Annotated in this window: 15 protein-coding genes; 3 read left to right on the top strand and 12 right to left on the bottom strand. The window is 71.8% G+C overall.

Translation table 11 applies throughout. The features are described 5' to 3' along the window. Positions 1-29 precede the first annotated feature (29 nt). From CYFUS_RS02205 to CYFUS_RS02190, 4 genes are all read right to left on the bottom strand, one after another. Positions 30-1,898 (bottom strand): hypothetical protein, encoded by a 1,869-nt coding sequence (locus CYFUS_RS02205; RefSeq protein WP_095983710.1) that lies wholly within the window; start codon positions 1,896-1,898, stop codon positions 30-32. Positions 1,899-1,902: 4 nt separating this feature from the next. After that, positions 1,903-2,709, bottom strand: coding sequence for a protein phosphatase 2C domain-containing protein (locus CYFUS_RS02200; RefSeq protein ID WP_095983709.1), 807 nt, complete (start codon positions 2,707-2,709; stop codon positions 1,903-1,905). Between the two features lie 77 nt (positions 2,710-2,786). Further along, positions 2,787-3,476: an NUDIX hydrolase gene (locus CYFUS_RS02195; protein ID WP_095983708.1), complete on the bottom strand. Its 690-nt coding sequence runs from the start codon at positions 3,474-3,476 to the stop codon at positions 2,787-2,789. 73 nt (positions 3,477-3,549) lie between these two features. Next, positions 3,550-4,563, bottom strand: coding sequence for a diacylglycerol/lipid kinase family protein (locus tag CYFUS_RS02190; RefSeq protein ID WP_095983707.1), 1,014 nt, complete (start codon positions 4,561-4,563; stop codon positions 3,550-3,552). Positions 4,564-4,956: 393 nt separating this feature from the next. Between CYFUS_RS02190 and CYFUS_RS02185 the strand changes: the two genes are divergently transcribed. From CYFUS_RS02185 to CYFUS_RS02175, 3 genes are all read left to right on the top strand, one after another. Continuing rightward, positions 4,957-6,444 (top strand): PEGA domain-containing protein, encoded by a 1,488-nt coding sequence (locus tag CYFUS_RS02185; RefSeq protein WP_095983706.1) that lies wholly within the window; start codon positions 4,957-4,959, stop codon positions 6,442-6,444. Between the two features lie 28 nt (positions 6,445-6,472). Further along, a complete protein-coding gene (locus CYFUS_RS02180; RefSeq protein ID WP_095983705.1) occupies positions 6,473-7,891 on the top strand; it encodes an IgA Peptidase M64 in 1,419 nt (472 codons plus the stop codon). 112 nt (positions 7,892-8,003) lie between these two features. Then, complete coding sequence (locus CYFUS_RS02175; protein ID WP_095983704.1) at positions 8,004-8,456, top strand: DUF2267 domain-containing protein; 453 nt, start codon at positions 8,004-8,006, stop codon at positions 8,454-8,456. A gap of 73 nt (positions 8,457-8,529) precedes the next feature. On the opposite strand, the gene CYFUS_RS02170 is transcribed toward CYFUS_RS02175, so the two are convergent. From CYFUS_RS02170 to CYFUS_RS02135, 8 genes are all read right to left on the bottom strand, one after another. After that, positions 8,530-9,276 (bottom strand): SIMPL domain-containing protein, encoded by a 747-nt coding sequence (locus tag CYFUS_RS02170; protein WP_095983703.1) that lies wholly within the window; start codon positions 9,274-9,276, stop codon positions 8,530-8,532. A 144-nt stretch (positions 9,277-9,420) separates the two neighbouring features. Beyond that, a complete protein-coding gene (locus tag CYFUS_RS02165; protein ID WP_095983702.1) occupies positions 9,421-9,852 on the bottom strand; it encodes a response regulator in 432 nt (143 codons plus the stop codon). Positions 9,853-10,306: 454 nt separating this feature from the next. Beyond that, positions 10,307-10,657, bottom strand: a complete 351-nt coding sequence (locus CYFUS_RS02160) for a hypothetical protein (protein WP_095983701.1) — start codon at positions 10,655-10,657, stop codon at positions 10,307-10,309. A 49-nt stretch (positions 10,658-10,706) separates the two neighbouring features. Continuing rightward, entirely contained in the window at positions 10,707-11,417 is a 711-nt protein-coding gene (locus CYFUS_RS52245) for a YecA family protein (RefSeq protein WP_232537306.1), read from the bottom strand. Beyond that, the gene (locus tag CYFUS_RS02150) at positions 11,404-12,567 is read right to left on the bottom strand and encodes a hypothetical protein (RefSeq protein ID WP_095983700.1); all 1,164 of its coding nucleotides are present in this window, start codon (positions 12,565-12,567) and stop codon (positions 11,404-11,406) included. Before CYFUS_RS02150 ends, CYFUS_RS52245 begins: the two co-directional genes overlap by 14 nt. Before the next feature lie 87 nt (positions 12,568-12,654). Continuing rightward, the gene (locus CYFUS_RS02145; RefSeq protein ID WP_095983699.1) at positions 12,655-13,797 is read right to left on the bottom strand and encodes a B-box zinc finger protein; all 1,143 of its coding nucleotides are present in this window, start codon (positions 13,795-13,797) and stop codon (positions 12,655-12,657) included. Between the two features lie 7 nt (positions 13,798-13,804). Next, on the bottom strand, positions 13,805-14,845 hold the full coding sequence (locus tag CYFUS_RS02140) for a chemotaxis protein CheB (protein ID WP_095983698.1): 1,041 nt from the start codon (positions 14,843-14,845) through the stop codon (positions 13,805-13,807). Continuing rightward, a complete protein-coding gene (locus tag CYFUS_RS02135) occupies positions 14,826-16,955 on the bottom strand; it encodes a hybrid sensor histidine kinase/response regulator (RefSeq protein WP_198316433.1) in 2,130 nt (709 codons plus the stop codon). Before CYFUS_RS02135 ends, CYFUS_RS02140 begins: the two co-directional genes overlap by 20 nt. Between the last annotated feature and the right edge of the window lie 36 nt (positions 16,956-16,991).

Genomic DNA, 16,991 nt, shown 5'->3' with positions numbered 1-16,991 from the left:
TTCAATCAGTTGCATCCATCCCACATGAATCACGTCATCCGCAGCGCCGTCACCTCCTGGCGGCCCACGACCACGAGCCCCTGACGCGAGAGGAGCAGACGGCTGTCGGCATCGACGAAGGGCTCGGTGTCTGGGAACTCACGGACGACCTCCACCCTCCCCTGGCGTACTTCCACCCGGACCAGTCCCGCGTCGGTCGCCGCGAAGAGCGCCTCCCCCGCCGCGCACTTGCCCCGGAGCGTTCCCAGCCACGAGCCATCCCCCGCATCCGCCGTCGCGCTCGCCCGCATCACCCCATCCGCTCCCAGCACCACGCAGTGGTGCACCGTACGCCCTCCCGTCTCCTCCGCGAGGAACAGCCAGCACACCGCCCCGTCGAACACCGCCTCCGCGTCCACCAGCCTCCCCGAGGGCCACGGCAACGTCAGTCCATCCTTGAGCCCCGGGCGCTCGGCATCGAAGACGAACGCGCCGCGCAGCGCTCCCGCCCGGTGGAAGCCCAGCCCGAAGCGCGGCCCCACGAACAGCCGCGTCTGCCCCTCGAGCACCTCCCCCAGGCGCTCGGGACCGAACGCGCCATCCCGCCACAGTGCTCCCCCTTGCGCCCAGTACCGGTGACGCGCGTTGGTCGCGAAGGCCGGACGTTGCTCCGGTGCGTCCACCCCGAGCCGCTCGGGGCGTTGTCCCGGCGCGAGCACGGCGAGTTCCGCCCCCTGCCCCACCAGCGTGACTCCGCCCTGAATCGCCCAATGCAACGCCGGGTTCAACGGTCCCTGGAGCACCACGGAGCCATCCTCGCGCCGGTACGCTCCCCGCTCGTGAAACAGCCAGCGCGCCGCTCCGTCCTCCACACAGGCATGCAAAAGGACGCCCTCCGTGGTGAACAAGCGCGTAGCTACCACCTGGCCGCGCACGGTGGAGACAGGCGTGGCCGCACGCGTCGCGCTCGGCCGGCACGTGGGACAGGACGCCCGCGCGTGCTCCACGCCACACGAGGCGCACACGGTGAAGCGCAGCGCATCCAGCAGCGGCAGGGGAAAAGCGCCCCGCTCGTCCTCGACGAAGACGCGGTGCAACCGGTGCAGCAGGTCATCCGGAAGCACGCCGAGGGGCGTGGCGGGTTTGGGGTACTGCACCTCCGGATGGAAGACGGTGAGGCGCTGGAGCACCCGGGCCGTCGGCGTGGCCTTGGCTCCGGACGCACGCGGGCGGTGGATGCCTCCATACGGCCCCACCCCGAGCAGGCTCTGCATCAGCGTCACGCTGAAGGCATACCAATCACTGTCCGCGGACGCCGGGCGCGAGGGGCTCAATCCCTGCTGCTGTCCTCCCAGGCGCAGCGGATCCAGGAACCGCTCGGTGAAGACGGTGGACAGGTAGGGTCCGAACTGGAAGCTGTCCGCGTCGATGAGCCAGGCGTCGTCACCCATGACGAGGATGTTCAAGTCGTTGAAGTCCCCCACCACCACGCCCCCGCCATGCAGCGCGCCCAGCGTGCGGTGCAGGTCCCGGAAGATCGCCGCCACCCGAGAGGACGGCACGCCCGCGCGGCGGAAGGCGGGATCTCCAAAGCGGCGCAGGGGCTCGGCGCCCTCCAGCTTGCGCATGGCATAGCCCCGCACCTCCTTCCCCCGCCGGTCCGTCGCGAGCGTCTGGGGCGATACCACGCGCGGGGGCAGCGGCCGGGGGAACGCGGGCAGCTTGTGCTGGTGCTCGGCGAGCCGGGCGCGGGCGGCGGCCTGCTGCTCGGGCTGGGCGTCGTAGTCGGGGTGCTCGGGAGGTTTGAAGAGCTTGAGGACCCGTCCATCCCCCAGGTCGAACACATCCGCCTCGCCTCCCTTGCCGAGCGCCCGCGAGGGATCCACCCGGAGCTTCTTCCCTTCCAGATAGACATCCATGGCGTCAGTTCCTCTCCCGCTGGCGGCGCAGGATGACGAGGGTGGTGTCGTCGGCGAGCAGGCCCGGCACGCGCACGAGGCGCCGGGCGGTGAAGTCGGCGCGGACGGACTCACGGTTGAGCAGCGACAAGCGGCGGCGCAGCGCGTCTGGATGGGAGAAGTACCGGTCCTCGGTCCACAACCGCGACAGCGGCCCCACGGGTTCGTCACTGTCGGGGACACACGCCCCGGCGAGCCCGTCCAGGTCCGCGGCCCCGTCCGTGCCGAGCACCAGCGAGTCCACCTCCGCCGTGGGCCTCAGCGCCAGGGAGCACAGCGAGCCCGTGCCTGGTTTGAACAGGCCATAGGCGAGGTAGGGCGGCGCGTTCCCGGGAAAGGGGCCGATCGGATGGACCTCGCCATTGAGGGCCCAGAGCCCATCCCCCGCGCAGAAGACGAGCACCTCGTCCGGCGTGAGCACGGCGCCCACGAGCGTGAAGAGCAGGGCCTCGCCCACGGCCGAGGGCCCCAGTTCCCGGGCGAGCCCTCCCAGGAAACACAGCAGGTCCGCCTCCAGCCGCGCGAGGAAGCCGGGCGAGCCGGGTGCAAGGCCCTCCTCCAGCAGCGCGAGCGCGCCCTCCACCGCGCGGCGGGCACCGAGCTGCGCGCCCAGCTCGCTCTGGCGCCCACTGCCACACCCATCCGCGACGGCGGCGGCGAGGCCCCGGGGGCTGGTCCGGGTGAAGAAGGCATCCTGGTTGTTGCGCCCCGCCCGGGCGTGTTCCCGACCCTGGACGGTGGCGGCGGCGAGCTCGAAGGGCAACGGCGACATGGCGCTCCTCCCCTGACTCCGTGTTCGACGGACACCAAGTTAGTGTCGATAAAACACGAAGTCAACGAGGAGTGGCGTCACAGCTCGAAGTTGAAGCCGGCCTTCTCCAACTGTTTGTATTTCTTGTGGTCGAAGCGGTAGAGGCGCGCGGCGCGGTGGGAGACGTCCTGCTCCACCTCGTCGAGCTCCTCGAGCAGCCCCATGGCGAGCAGCTTCTTGCGGAAGTTGCGCTTGTCGAGCTCGCGCTCGAGGATCTTCTCGTACAGGCGCTGGAGCTGAGTGAGGGTGAACTTGGGGGGAAGCAGCTCGAAGCCCAGGGGCTGGTAGCGCACCTTGCCCTTGAGTCGCTGGAGCGCGGTGGCGGCGATGTCGGCGTGGTCGAAGGCGAGCTTGGGCATGTCCCAGACGGGAAACCAGGCGGCCTCGCGCGCGTCGGTGGCGGCGTGGACGCGGTGGTCGGACAGCTTCACCAGGGCGAAGTAGGCCACGCTCACCACCCGGTCGCGCGGATCCCTCCCGGGGGCGCCGAAGGTATAGAGCTGCTCCAAGAGGCCTGGGCGGATGCCGGCCTCCTCCTGGAGTTCGCGGCGCGCGGCGTCCTCGAGCGACTCGTCCATGCGCACGAAGCCGCCCGGCAGGGCCCACCGGCCCTGGAAGGGCTCCAGGTCCCGGCGGATGAGGAGCACCTTCAAGTCCTCCTCGTCCAGGCCGAACACCACGCAGTCCACCGTCAACGCCGGACGCGGGTACTCGTAGGTATGGCTCACGGCGGCTGCCTCCGCTGGGGTCGTGTCCCGCCGCCCTTAGAGGCTCGGACGGGACGCGGTCAAGCGGAGCGTGTCATGCGCTCGCGACGAGCCGGCCCAACTGCCGCCAGTCCACGAGGTTCACGGACTCCTCGGCGAGGGAGAACTCCAGCGAGCGGCGGATGCCCATGATGTCGCCCCCCATCTGGAAGGGCACGTCGCGGTCGAAGTCCATGCGCAGGCGCTCGACGAAGAAGTCGTGCATGCCGGGCATGGGGTGCTGACCGCGCCACAGCTTGAACACGTTGCGCGCGCCCTCCAGCGCGCCCACGCCATAGACGCGCACGGACAGGCGGTGGGGCACGGCCTGGGCGAAGGGGAAGGCCTTGAAGCCGAAGCCGAACTCGGGCGTGGTGGCCGCTCCGCACACGCCCACGGGCCCGTCGTAGAGCAGCGCGCCCGTCTCCCCGCCCGGCATGGGAATCACCCGGCCCTGCGCGTCCACGGTGAGCGCGGGAGCCCCCAGGTTGAAGACCTTGGCCCGCAGGTCCGCCTTGCCCAGCAGGTGCCGGGGAATGGTGCGGGTGGCCAGGGCGCCCAGGTAGCCGCGCAGGCCCGCGTTCGCCTCGCGCAACGGCCCGGCCGGGAACTTCGCCAGGTTGTCCTTGAAGTCCTGCAGGGCCTCCGCGTCCCACCCCGTCCCGGCGAAGGGCGCCACCCGGCCCTCCAGCCCCACGAGCGAGAAGGGACGCAGCGGAGGCAGGCGCTCGCCACACCGGGCGAGCTGACGCAGGGCGACTGAAGCACTCGGCGCCCCGGTGACGCGCGCCCACGCATTGCCCGTCCCCAGCGGCAGCACGCCAATGGCCGGCAGCGCCAGCCCCTGCGCGCGCATCTCGTTGATGAGCCCGGTGATGGTGCCGTCCCCTCCTCCGGCCAGCAGCAGCGTGGGGGGATCCTGCCGCAGGGTGCCGCTGATCCACGACCGCGCGTCCTCGAGGGAGCGGGTGAGCGCCAGGCGGGCGCGAGGAAAGAGGCGCTTCACCAGACCGCCGACCTTCTCGGAGCCGCGGCGTGCGCGCAGGTTGACCATCACGGCGAGATTCATGGCGCCCCTACTTTTCGCTGATCCATGTCATGGAGTTGTCACGGAGAGCGCGTCCATCCGACATCCGGGGGAAGATGGTCACGCCGTCCCACCGGACAGGGTATGGCCCAGGGCCTCCCCGCCGGGCAAGCAGGACGGCGTCCGGGTCGTTCCACCGCCCAGGATGCGCCGTCCACGATCGGGACGGAGGCTCGAGCAGACGTGCGCCGGGCTCCCGGTCCCCGAGCGGAGGACACCGTGATGGGTAGGCCGCGAGGGACTCGCCCAAGGCCGCGAAATGACAGCGGTTGGGGACGAAACCGGGCGGGTTGTGGGCGGGGCCCGGCGGCTGCTATCTCGGCGCATCGGTTCCCGGTCCGCTCCGGAACGGGCCCTGCAACCGCGCGCCTCACCATGACCTTCTCTTCCAGATTCAACCCGGTGGCGGTGGTGCTCGCCCTCGCGCTCGGTGGCATGACGCAGGCGGCGCCACGCCGGGCGGTCCTCGCCAGCGGCGATTGCAAGGACGCCGCGCTCAGCAGCCAGACCAAGGCCCTCCACGACACCCTGTCGGCCCGCGCGGGCGAGAGCGTGCTGACGCCCACGGACTTCGCCGAGCGCCTGTTCCCCCCACCCACCGGAAGCCTCGCGGACATCCAGCGTCAGTTCGAGGCCGCCCGGGGCCAGTTCTACGAGGCGCGCTACACCCGGGCCGCGCAAGCCCTGGGCGAGGTGCTCGAGCAGGTGGTGCGGCTGCCGGTGGGTGAGACGCGCTGGAAGCTGTTCGTCGACACCTGGTTGCTGCAGGGCATGACGCAGCGCGCGCTCGGCCGGGTGAAGGAGAGCGACGACGCCTTCCTCAACGTGCTGCGCCTGGACGCGCAGTACCAGCTCGATCCCGACTACTACACGCCCTCCACCCGGCAGGCCTTCGACAAGTTGCGCCGTGAGCTCGCCCGGGCGCGCAAGGTGCGGCTCTCGGTGAAGTCCACCGTGCTCTCCTCCGAGGTATTCCTCGATGGCCGGAGCGTGGGGCAGACGCCGCTGACGCTGGAGGTGCCACCCGGCACCTATGCGCTCACGCTCAAGAAGGGCGACGCCGTGAGCTTCCCGCGTCAGTTCTCCGTCCAGGGAGAGGAGACGCCAGTGCACGTGGATCTCGCCTACGAGGGCGCCGTGTCGGCCACGCCCTTTCCCTGCCTCGCTACCCCCGAAGAGGGCGGTGAGCAGGGCCTGTCGCACGCGGTGCGGCTGGGCGGCACCCTGGGCGTGGAGGAGGTCATCGTGGTGCGCCTGGAGGGGGCGAGCAACGGACCCAAGTGGCTCGCCGCCACCGTGCTCAACGTGGAAGGCGGGCAGAAGCTGCGCGAGGGTGGCTTCAAGACGCGAGGGCTCGATGCCCCGACCGAGTCGCTCTCCGCACTGGTGGACTTCATCACCACCGGCAAGGAGCAGCCCAGCGTCGTGGTCGCCCAGCCCAATCTCCAGCCGCCCTGGGAGGCTCCGCTCACCCCCACCGTGAGTGCCACGGAGCCCGTGGCCTCCGGCCCGAGCGCCACGCGCGTGGTGTCGTACGTGACGCTGGGCGTGGGTGTGGCGGCCCTGGCGGCGGCGGGCGGGGTGCGCCTGTCCGCGGAGCAGGAGTGGGCGGAGCTGCAACGCGGCCACCTCAACGAGAACGGACGGGTCGAGGCCGATGACGTCACGGGCCGACAGCTCGTGGGCCAGCTCTCGCGCAAGGGCCAGCTGCTGACGGGGCTGCTCATCGGCTCGGGGGCGGCGCTCGCCACGGGCGCGGTGCTCTTCCTCGTGTCGCCGTCGCCCCGCTCTGCTCCCGCGGTGTCGGTGGACGTCACGGCGGGCCCGGGCGGAGCGGGTGCCTCGTTGTCGGGGACGTTCTGACGGCGGGCTTCGGGTACGGTGTCGGGCCATGAACCTCCTGCTGGCCCTGCTCCTGGCCGCGAGCCCCGCCGCCGCTCCTGGCCCCCGTACCTTCCGCGTCGACTACTTCCATACCGGCAACGCCACCGAGGAGCGCTTCAGCCTCGATCGACTCGTGGTGGAGCCGCTGCCCTGGCCCGGCAGCCCCTCGCGCGCCATCGACGAGAGCAACCTCGGCAAGTACCTCTTCGAGGTGAGGGACCGGGACACCAACCACCTGCTCTACTCGCGCGGCTTCGCCTCCATCTACGGCGAGTGGGAGCTGACGCCCGAGGCGCGCGAGGTGAACCGCACCTTCCACGAATCGCTGCGCTTCGCCGCGCCGGACAAGCCCGTGCAGGTGCTGCTCAAGAAGCGGGCGAAGGACAACTCCTTCCGCGAGGTGTGGAGCCTGACGGTGGACCCCGCGGATCCCTTCGTCGACCCCTCCACGCCCGCCCCGCCCGGAACACTGCTCAAGCTCGTGGACGGGGGCGCGCCCGTGGACAAGGTCGATCTGCTCATCCTGGGGGATGGCTACACGGAGAAGGAGCGCCCCAAGTTCGAGAAGGACGCGCGGCGGCTCGTGGACATCCTCTTCACGTACTCGCCCTTCAAGGAGCGCAAGCGGGACTTCAACGTCTGGGGGCTGATGCCGGCCGCGCGGCAGTCCGGCATCTCCCGGCCCTCCACGGGCATCCATCGGGACTCGCCCGTGGGCTCCACCTATGACGCCTTCGGCAGCGAGCGCTACGTGCTCACCTTCGAGAACCGGCGCTTCCGGGACATCGCCGCGTTCGCCCCGTACGAGTTCGTGGAGATCCTCGTCAATGGCAACACCTACGGCGGGGGAGGCATCTTCGGCCTCTACAGCACCGTGGCCGCCGACAGCCTCTGGTCCCCCTATGTCTTCGTGCACGAGTTCGGCCACCACTTCGCGGGGCTCGCGGACGAGTACTACACCTCCGACAGCGCCTATGCGCCGAGCGAGGAGCGCGTGGAGCCGTGGGAGAAGAACGTCACGGCCTTGAAGGATCCGGCGCGCCTCAAGTGGAAGGAGTGGGTGACACCCGGCACGCCGCTGCCCACCCCCTGGGCCAAGGAGGAGTACGAGGCGCACGCGCGCGAGGTGCTGGAGCAGCGCCGCCGCATCCGCGCCGAGCGCCGTCCCGAGTCGGAGATGGACGCGCTCTTCACCCGCCAGCGCGATTGGGAGGAGGCCTTCTTCCGCGCCCAGCCCGCCGCGAAGCAGACGGGCGCCTTCGAGGGGGCCATGTACGAGGCCCGAGGCTATTACCGGCCCCAGTTGGATTGCGTGATGTTCACCCGTGACCGGGTGCCCTTCTGCTCCGTGTGCCAGCACGCCCTGTCCGAGGTCATCGACCTGTACGCCGGCCCCCCGGGCAAGGCCCCCGCCTCACCGAAGTAGCCTGGCCGCCTGGTCCGGGAGCGGGGATCCGGGCCAGGGCCGCGATTCCACGCCGCCCCGATGCCATTCCGACGCGACGTCTCCAAGCTGACACGAAAGGAGGCGGACACCCATGATGCATACCCAGCAGACGGAGTCCTGGTCTGGTGAGGGCGTTGGAACGAGCGCGGAGTCCTTCCTCGCGCGAATCAACCGCGAGGTCCCCGAGTATCCTCCGACCGATGCGGCCGAGGCCGTCATCTGCGCGCTGTGCGAGCGGCTCCCCGGTGGGCTGGTGCAGGAGATGAAGGAGCAGTTCCCCGAGAGCCTGCGCGAACTCTTCCAACATTGTTGGAAGGAGCGGAGCGCGAACGCGCGCAAGTTCGACAAGGATGACTTCTATCTGGATGTCGCCGAGCACCTGCAGGTCGACGCCGAGCAGGTGCGACTCGTGCTGCACGTGGTCTTCGCGTCCATCCACTCGCAAATCACCGAGCGGCTGGCACAGCGGATTGCCCGGGAGATGCCGCCCAACGTGAGCGGGACGTGGGACGCGGCGCGCCGCGCCGCCGATCTGCCCCGCTGAGGCACTGCGGAGGCAAGGGGCCCCGGGGACACGTGTCTCCGGGGCCTCTTCGCGTTCGCGTGGGGAGCGCGGACTACTTCTCGATGGCGTAGATGAGCGTCACCGTCGCCTGCACCGTCTGCTCCTGCGGCTGGATGGGCGTCGTCACGTCCGCGCTCTCGGCGGTGGCCATCGCGAAGCGCGCCAGGGGCATGGGGCGCACGGGCTCGGAGATGGTGCTCGCGTCCAGCACGGGCCCCAGCTTCACGCCCAGCGCCGTCGCCAGCACCTGCGCCGACTGCCGCGCCCGCGCCACCGCGTCACGCAGCGCCCCATCCCGGCCCGTCTCCGGCTTGCTCAGGCCAAAGCGCACCGAGTCCACCCGGTTGGCGCCCGCCTTGAGCGCCGTGTCCAACAGCGGCCCCACCTTCGTCAGGTCGCGCACGTGCACCTGCACCGTGTTGTTCACCTGGTAGCCGCGCGGCTTGGGCGCCTCCACTCCGGGCACCGGGGGCTCGAACTCCATGGACACCGAGTAGTTGCGCGTCTCCAGGTCCTTGCGCGCCACGCCCGCCTGCACGAGCGCGGTGATCACCTTGTCCATCTTCTTCGCGTTCGCCTCGGCCGCCGCCTGGGCCGAGGGGGCCCGGGTCTCCACGGCCAGGTCGATGAAGGCCTCGTCCGGGGCCACCTTCACCTCACCCTGGCCCTCCACGCGGATGGTGCGCTCCTGCGTCGCCGTCACCGGCACCACGGCGGGCGGCCGGGGTTGGGCCAGGGCGCCTTGCATCGGGAGACCCAGCAGCAGGGCGGACAACAGCACGGCACGGGGCGACAGCATGGCGGAGACTCCTCGTTCAACGGGGTGGGTGCGTCACTTCGGAGGCCAACCTACCCTCGAATGAAGGTGGTCCTCGAAAAGAAGACGCAGCACCCCGGTCCGTCATTCATCGCGACCCGCGCCCGAGCAGGCGCCGGGCACGTCTCACGCCGCCTGACCGGGCTCCATCGTGCGCGCCTTGACCACCCACTCGCGCACCTGCTCGCGCAGTTGCTGCGAGTCGAAGGGCTTGTCCACCCGCGCGTTCTTCACCTGATCCATGAAGGCGCGCGCCGCGGGCGTGAAGGCCCCACCGGTGACGAACACCATCCGACGCGCCACGCCCGGCGCCTTCACGGACAGCTCCGCGTGCAGCTCCATGCCCGTCAGGTCCGGCATCATCAGGTCGCACAGGACGACGTCCACCTCGCCGCCCTTGGGGCCGGACAGCAACTCCAGGGCCTGACGTGAGCTCGTCACCACCTCCACGTCATGCTCGCGTGCCAGCGTCCGGCGCAGCGCCGAACTCACCATCACATCGTCATCCACGATCATTACCCGGCCACGCACGCGTGCACCCTCCTGCTCTCGTTGCATCGGACGCACTCCCAACTGGATTCGGGGCGCCGCCACGCTTCACAGTCTCACACGAAACCCATCCGCCGCGCCCAGACGGTGCCCTCTGTCTGCTTGCCTACCTTCCAGGCAAGCCCTCAACCAGTCGGCGACATCTTCATGCGCCTCGATCAGCCTATACCCACCACACCCCGCCAACGAAAAGGCCCTGAGTGAAGAGCCTTTCTCATTACATCCGCGTACCTCGCGAGAAGATGCGGCGCAACAGGGCTTCGCCCTCGGACCGGGGAGGCGCCGAGGAGACGAACGACGGCAGCGGCCAGGAGGCGGGAAGGCCCGAAGGCAGCTCGCCCCGAGAGGAAAAAACAGGGAGCGTCGGGCCGAACGAAGGGGAAGAACGCGATCCAATCAGTTCGGACATGAAGTCCTCCAGCAAGGAGCCACCCGGACGCAGTGTCGCCCGCCCGTCTGACACTCAGGGGAAGCGCGCCACGAAGGCCCCCAGCTTCGCCCCCGCCTCGCGCGTCGAGGGATCCAACCCCCGAGGTCCCGAGGCGGGCAGGTGCAGCGCCAACTCCACCAGTGCGGGCCGCATCTCCTCCCAGGCGGCGGCCGCTTCCGCCTCGCTCGAGAAGTAGCGGCGGTGCACGAGCCAGCCCGCCACCCCACACGTCAGCGCGTGAAACGAGCGCGACGCATCCTCCTCCAGGGTGAGCCGCAACCCCGCGGGGTGCTCCTCGTCACGAACGATGGTTCCGCCCTCGCCCCCCATCAGCCCCAACGTGCGGCCTCCCTCGGTGGGCCTCCAACCCGGCTCCTCGCTCATCGTCTCGTGTACCTCCCGCTCGGAGTGCACCCTCCCCCACCCAGGCCCCTCACGGCAACCGTCCACGGTCCTCGCCCAGGTGGCATTTCTTGTACTTCACCCCGCTGCCACACCAGCAGGGCTCGTTGCGCCCGGGCCTGCTCCCACGCCAGCGATCGATCGTCTCGCACCACTCCTCGCGCAGGCGCCACGCGGCCTCGAACTTCGCCCGCTGCGACCGCGTCAGCGTTCCCCCCAGTTCCTGGATGGCGAACCCCAGCTCGAGCACCGTCTGCTGGGCGAACACGTCCGCCACGTCCTCCTCCAGCGCGTACGCGTCCAGCGCCCCACTCAGCAGCTCGAGCGCGCGTGGATCGCCATAGGCCGACAGGTTGACCGCCCCCAGGAAGGGCTCCTCCTCGAGCAGCGCCAGCAGCGCCGTGTAGATGCGCTCGTCCCGCGCGCCGCAATGCGCCAGCACATGGAGCAGCTCGAAACGAGCCTCCCCCTCTCCCATGGACTCCAGCACCGCCAGCGTGGCGGGCACCACCGCGGGCCCCCAGTCCTTCAGTCCCGCGATGAGCAGCTCGTACAGCTCCGTCCCGGACTCGGCGCGCGTGAGCCACCGCACCAGGGGAACCAGGGCCTCGGGGGCCCGCCGCCGCAAGAGCCGCCGCGCCGCGGAGACGAGCGCCGCGTCGTCGGACCCCTCCTCCAGGACCCGGATGAGCGACTCCACGCGCTCGCCGGGCGGCTCCCGCTCACCGCTACCGCTCTCCATGGGGCCACCCTCCGCGAAACACCCGGTGCACCTCGTCCACGAGCACGCGATCCCCCGACACCTCGAACTGCTCGCCCAACCCCCCGAGCAGCTCCCACGCCCCCTCCCACCACGTGGCCAGCTCCCCGGCGCCCACCAGACCCAGCCCATGAAGGAACTCTCCCCACGGACGCAGCGCGAGCGCCGTGGCGGCATGCACATGCGGATGCAGCACACGCGCCTCGGCCTGGCCTCGCACCCACTGCTCCACATCCCCGAGCAGCGGCAGGAGCACGTGCGGCGCGCCCGACCCCGTGTCGCCCTGTCCGAACGGGCCGGGCAGCAGGTGGAAGAGCTCCGGGAAGACGAGCTGCGTGCGGCCCCAGGGCCAGCCCTGGCGCAACCGCAGCTCCGGCTCGAAGGCCATCACCAGCGCCCGCTGCGCGTCGAAGAAGCGCTCCGGCGGCAGCGCGAGCACCTCGAACCCCGAGCGCCGCCGCCACGCCACCCGGCCCGTGCGCAACCCCAACGCCTCCGCGGCCCAATGCGGCACCGCCCGATCGAACGGCGACAACACCCCCGCCATCCGCTCCCAGGACACCTCCGGCGCCCGCAGCAGCTCCGCGTCCATGCACGTGAGCACCGCGCGCACCACGTAGTCCACCCGCGTCCACTCCGCGAGCGACTCGTCCTCGCGCACCCGGGGCCAGGCCTCCAGCAGGCCCGCGCGCGCCTCCTCCACCCGACCCCGGTACAGACACCACTCGGCCAGCCGCGTCACCAGCGCGCAGTCCCCCGTGCGCCGCGCCAGCGACACGAGCGCGCCCTTCACGTCCCGGCCCGGCAACCGCAACGCCAGCTCCACCCGCCAGGTCGCCACCGCGGGCTCCGCCTCATGCACCCGCGTGGCCCGCTCCCTCCACGCGTCCAATACCGACTCGAACTCCGCGTACCGGCCGGCCTCCTCCAGCGCCTGCTCCAGCCGGCTGCCCACCTCGAAGGCCTCCTCCTCGTCGAAGCCAGGACTGCTCGCCGCCTCCCGCGCCAGCCGCAGCTTCTCGTCCACGGTGGCCTCTTCCCACCGCGCGTAGAAGCTCAGCGGCAGTCCCGCCGCCTCCCCGTCCTCGGGCCGCGCCCGCCACGCGCGCTCCTGCCGCTCATCGTTCGCCATGCCCGCGTCACTTTAGACACGACTGGAGAAGTCAGCACGAAAAGATGACCTGGAATGTCATGCCGCGGGCACGCGCGCGTGCGGAAGTCACCAGCTCCAGCGCAGCGCCCGGGCCGTGGCGGGTCCCACCCCGACTTCCTCCAGGGACTCCGGCAGCCGCCCCCGCGCCTCGCCCAGCGGCACCTCGCCCACCATCACCTCGGCGGCCGGCTGGGGGTAGAGGGGCTCGCGCCCGGGCTCCACCAGCCCCTCGGGCACGCGCGCGTGGCCCTCGGCGTCGTAGGCGTCCGCCGCGCCCAGGCAGTGGAAGAACTCGTGCGCCACCGCCGTCAGCTCCAGGGTGAGCCCGGTGTCGCCGCGCACGCCGCGCACCAGTCCCATCGTCCCTCCCGCCTCGGCCATCCCCTCCACGAGCCGGGGCCCGTCCTCCCGCGCGTCCTCCAGCACCACGTAGATGCGCGCGTCCCACGGGCGCGAGGACACCCCGGCCTCCTCGTCCACCGCCGCCAGCGCCGTCGACCAGCGGTGCGCCTGGCGCAGCCGCGCCCACCAGCCCGTGTCCTCGGGGGGCTCGAAGCGGAAGTCCCCTCCGCTCACCGGACCCGCCAGGACGAAGCGCACCGGCCGCCCGAGCTCCACACGGTAGCGGCCCGCCTCGCGCGCGGCCCAGTCCCCGAGCCGCTCCACGCCCTTCTCCCAGGCCCCGCGCACCTCGGGCGTCACCTCGCCCCGGGACAGCAGCACCACGGCCACCTCCAGCGGACGCTCCCAGGTGAGGCGCCTGTCCCTCGAGCGCTGACGCGAGACGCCCCAGAGCACCAGCCCCACCAGCACCCCGAGCAGCACGCTCACACGCAGCCACTTCGCCCGGGTGCGCCGCGCCCGCCGCGCCGAGCACCCCGCGCACAGCCCCCGTCCCTCCGCCCCCCGGCACAGCACGCACACCAGGGCGCGACACTCCTCGCACGGCAGCTCCGCGGACAGCGAGGGGTGGCTCCCACACACCGCGCTCGCCCGCCCCACCACCGGCACCGGCGCGCACGTCACGCCCTGCCGCCGCAGCGCCTCCACCAGCCGTCCCGCCTCGGCCTCGTCCAAGTCCCTCGGCAGCACCCGCGGCTCGCCCAGCAGCCGACGCGCCTCCTCCAGGGGAAGCTGGAACGCGCGCGCCACCACCATCGCCGCGCCTCGCGATTCGGACACCTCCACCTGGACGCGAAAGGTGCCCATCGGGGCCTCAGCTCCTCGGGGACATGCGCGCGAGCGCGACCACCAGGGCGCACATGCCCGAGGGCGTGAGCGTCTGGACCGCCGCCCCGAGCGCCCTCGCCGCGCCGGGCATGCCGTCCACCACACAGCTCGCCCCGTCCTGCGCCACCGTCAGCGCCCCCGCCTGACGCATCGCAAGCAGGCCCTCGGCGCCGTCCACCCCCATGCCCGTGAGCAACAACCCCACCGCCCGGTCTCCATAGAAGCTCGCCACGCTCTCCAGGAGCACGTTCACCGAGGGGATCGCCACCCCCCTGGCCGGCTGGGTCCGCAGCTTCCCCGCCCGCACCACCATGTCCCGGTCCGCCGGGGACACGTACACCGCGCCCGGCTCCAGCCACTCGCCACCCCGCGCCACCACCGTGCGGTGCCCCGTGCCCGACAGCCACTGGGCGAAGCCCGGCTCGAAGCCCTGGACGATGTGCTGGGAAATCACCACCGGGAAGGGCGCCGGGGCCGGCAACATGCGCAACAGCTCGTACACCAACGGCGGCGCGCCCGTGGAGCCACCAATCGCCAGCAGCGAGCAGGGCCGGTGCACCACCGGTGTGGCCACGGACGACGCGCGCACCACCGGCACGCGCCGCGACAGCCGCCCCCGTCCCACCACCCGCGCGTGCGCCATCGTGCGCACCGTGCGCAACAGCCGCTCGCGGAAGGCCTGCACCTCCTCCAGCCCGCTCAGCATCGGCTTGGCCAGCACGTCCACCGCCCCCGCGCTCAGCGACTCGAAGGTCCGGTCCCGGCCGCGCGTGTCCAACTGCCCACTGAGCACCACGATGGGACAGGGCGCCGTGGCCATGATGGCGGCGATGGCCTCCTCGCCCCCCATGCCCCCGGGCAGCACCAGGTCCATCAGCACCAGCTGCGGCTTCCAGCGCCGCACCGCCTCCACCGCGTCGCGCCCATTGTCCACGGGCGGCAACAGCTCGATGTCCGGCTCCCGGCGAAGGAGCTGCTCGAGGAAGGCGACGACGGAGCGCGAATCCTCAACCAACAGCAGCTTCAACGCGGTGCTCTCCCGTGTTCGTCAGCTTCCGCACGAGCCCCAGGAACGAGGCCTGCTCGAATTCACCTTTTACCACGTATGCGTCCACACCCACGTCCCGCGCCCGACGCCGCTCCTCGGGGCCGCCCTGCGAGGTTATCAGCAGCACGGGCGTCCGGGGTCGTTCCGAGCGTCGCACGAAGCGGCACAGCTCCACCCCGTCCAGGCGTGGCATCTCCAGGTCCGTCACCACCAGGCCGAACTCCCGCTGGCGCCACACCTCGATCGCCGCCAGGCCATCGTGCGCCACCTCCACGGGGAAGCCGGCGGCTTTTAACACGTTGCGCAATAACGTCCGCAGGGTGGGAGAGTCATCCACCACCAGCACCGCGCACGGCTCGGGCACCGCGCGAGGCACCAGACAGGCGGAGGCGCTCCCCTCCCCGGCCCCCTGGGCCGCGCGCGCGAACAGGGCCGACACCTGGAGCACCGGCAGCACCGAGCCATCCGGCCGCGGCGCCCCCCCGAGCACCAGCGAGGCCCCGGTGAACGCGGCTCCAAGCGGCCTGATGAACAAGCGCTCCTCGCCCGGCACGTCGTCCACCAGCAGCACCAGCCGCTGCCTTCCCTGGCGCACCACCACGCCCGTGCGCCGGGGCGTGCCCTCGTCGCCCTCCAGGCCCAACAGCGCGGACAGGGCCACCAGCGACACCGGCTCCCCCCCCACCCGCACCGTGGCATGGCCCTCCAGGCTCCCCACGTCGCTGGCGCCCACCCGCAACACGCGCTCCACGTGCTGCAGCAACACGCCGAAGCAGTCCTCCCCCACGCGCACCACCAGCCCCCGGTGCGTGGAGGTGGACACCGGCACCTCCAGCAGGAAGGCCGTTCCCCTGCCCGGCACGTACTCCAGGCGCAGCGAGCCCTCCAGCTCGCGCAGGGTGCTCATCACCACGTCCAGCCCCACGCCCCGTCCGGACAGCGCGTCCACCTCGTCACGCGTGGAGAAGCCCGGCAGGCTCAGCAGCGCGAGCAGCCCCTCGGCATCGAGCGCTCCCGCCTCCCCGCTCCACCCCGTCTCGCGCGCGCGCCGCACCACGCGCTCCACGTCCACTCCCGCCCCATCGTCCGCCACGCGCACGAAGGCCCGCGCCCCCTCGCAGTACGCCTCCAGCGTGAGGGTGCCCACCTCCGGCTTGCCCACCTCGCGCCGCCGCTCGGGCGTCTCCACCCCATGCACCACCGCGTTGCGCACCAGGTGCAACAGCACCTCGCGCAGCCGCATCAACACCACCCGGTCCACCTCCGCCCCGCCCGCGCGCACCTCCAGCCGCACCTCCTTGCCACACGCTCGCGCCGCCTCGCGCGCCCCCCGCGCCGATTCCTCCAGGAAGGGCTGCAAGGGCATCAATCGCAGCTCGCGAATCCCCTCCTCCAGCGCCGCGTCCACCCCCGCCTCGTGCGCCAGCAGCGCCGGCGCCTCGCGCGCCACCGCCGAGAGCGCCTGCCACGCCCCCCTCATCGCCGGGCTACACGCGTCCCGCGCCGCCTTCAGTCCGGCCCACTGTGCCCTCGGCAGCGTGCGCTTGCACGGCTCCAGCCGGGCCCCCAGCTCGCGCCACCGGTCCATCGCCTCACCCAACTGATCTCTCGCCTCCACGAGCCGCCGCGCCAGCGCGTCCTGCCGCAGCCGGCCGAGCACCAGCTCCCCCACCAGCGCCTGCAACGCGTCCACCCGCGCGGGTGGCACCCGCAGGAACTCCTCCACCTCGCTCCCCGGCGACCCCGCGACGAAGGCCATGCCCGGTACCAGCGCCACGGCCCCCGCCGCCGCGGGCTCCGGCGCGAGCGCCTCGTAGACGCGCTCGAGGCCCGAGAAGAGCCCCTCCAGCCCCACCCCTTCCAACGTGACGCGGCCCGCCTGGACCCCGTGCACCAGGTCCTCCAGCGCATGGGTGGCACGCGCCACCTCCTCATGGCGCGAGGCCGCCGCCGCGCCCTTGAGGGTGTGCAGTCCGCGCAGCATGTCCCGACAGCGAGGCTCGCGCTCGGACGCATCTCCTCCGGCGAGCCCGTGCAGGGCCCGCTCCACCTGGCGCAGCAGATCCCTCGCTTCGGTGGCGAAGGACATGCGGATGGCCAGCTCCAACTCCTCGCTCGAGGGGGG

Origin of the sequence: Cystobacter fuscus (assembly GCF_002305875.1) — a bacterium.
Taxonomy (GTDB): domain Bacteria; phylum Myxococcota; class Myxococcia; order Myxococcales; family Myxococcaceae; genus Cystobacter; species Cystobacter fuscus_A.
The sequence above is the reverse complement of the archived record's forward strand: the minus strand, read 5'-3'. Positions and strand labels throughout refer to the sequence as shown.

What these genes read in the sequence shown, in the direction of transcription:
- CYFUS_RS02205 (WP_095983710.1), bottom strand. Translation starts at nt 1,898, where the DNA reads ATGGATGTCTATCTGGAAGGGAAGAAGCTCCGGGTGGATCCCTCGCGG.
- CYFUS_RS02200 (WP_095983709.1), bottom strand. Translation starts at nt 2,709, where the DNA reads ATGTCGCCGTTGCCCTTCGAGCTCGCCGCCGCCACCGTCCAGGGTCGG.
- CYFUS_RS02190 (WP_095983707.1), bottom strand. Translation starts at nt 4,563, where the DNA reads ATGAATCTCGCCGTGATGGTCAACCTGCGCGCACGCCGCGGCTCCGAG.
- CYFUS_RS02185 (WP_095983706.1), top strand. Translation starts at nt 4,957, where the DNA reads ATGACCTTCTCTTCCAGATTCAACCCGGTGGCGGTGGTGCTCGCCCTC.
- CYFUS_RS02180 (WP_095983705.1), top strand. Translation starts at nt 6,473, where the DNA reads ATGAACCTCCTGCTGGCCCTGCTCCTGGCCGCGAGCCCCGCCGCCGCT.
- CYFUS_RS02175 (WP_095983704.1), top strand. Translation starts at nt 8,004, where the DNA reads ATGATGCATACCCAGCAGACGGAGTCCTGGTCTGGTGAGGGCGTTGGA.
- CYFUS_RS02170 (WP_095983703.1), bottom strand. Translation starts at nt 9,276, where the DNA reads ATGCTGTCGCCCCGTGCCGTGCTGTTGTCCGCCCTGCTGCTGGGTCTC.
- CYFUS_RS02165 (WP_095983702.1), bottom strand. Translation starts at nt 9,852, where the DNA reads ATGCAACGAGAGCAGGAGGGTGCACGCGTGCGTGGCCGGGTAATGATC.
- CYFUS_RS02160 (WP_095983701.1), bottom strand. Translation starts at nt 10,657, where the DNA reads ATGAGCGAGGAGCCGGGTTGGAGGCCCACCGAGGGAGGCCGCACGTTG.
- CYFUS_RS52245 (WP_232537306.1), bottom strand. Translation starts at nt 11,417, where the DNA reads ATGGAGAGCGGTAGCGGTGAGCGGGAGCCGCCCGGCGAGCGCGTGGAG.
- CYFUS_RS02150 (WP_095983700.1), bottom strand. Translation starts at nt 12,567, where the DNA reads ATGGCGAACGATGAGCGGCAGGAGCGCGCGTGGCGGGCGCGGCCCGAG.
- CYFUS_RS02145 (WP_095983699.1), bottom strand. Translation starts at nt 13,797, where the DNA reads ATGGGCACCTTTCGCGTCCAGGTGGAGGTGTCCGAATCGCGAGGCGCG.
- CYFUS_RS02135 (WP_198316433.1), bottom strand. Translation starts at nt 16,955, where the DNA reads ATGTCCTTCGCCACCGAAGCGAGGGATCTGCTGCGCCAGGTGGAGCGG.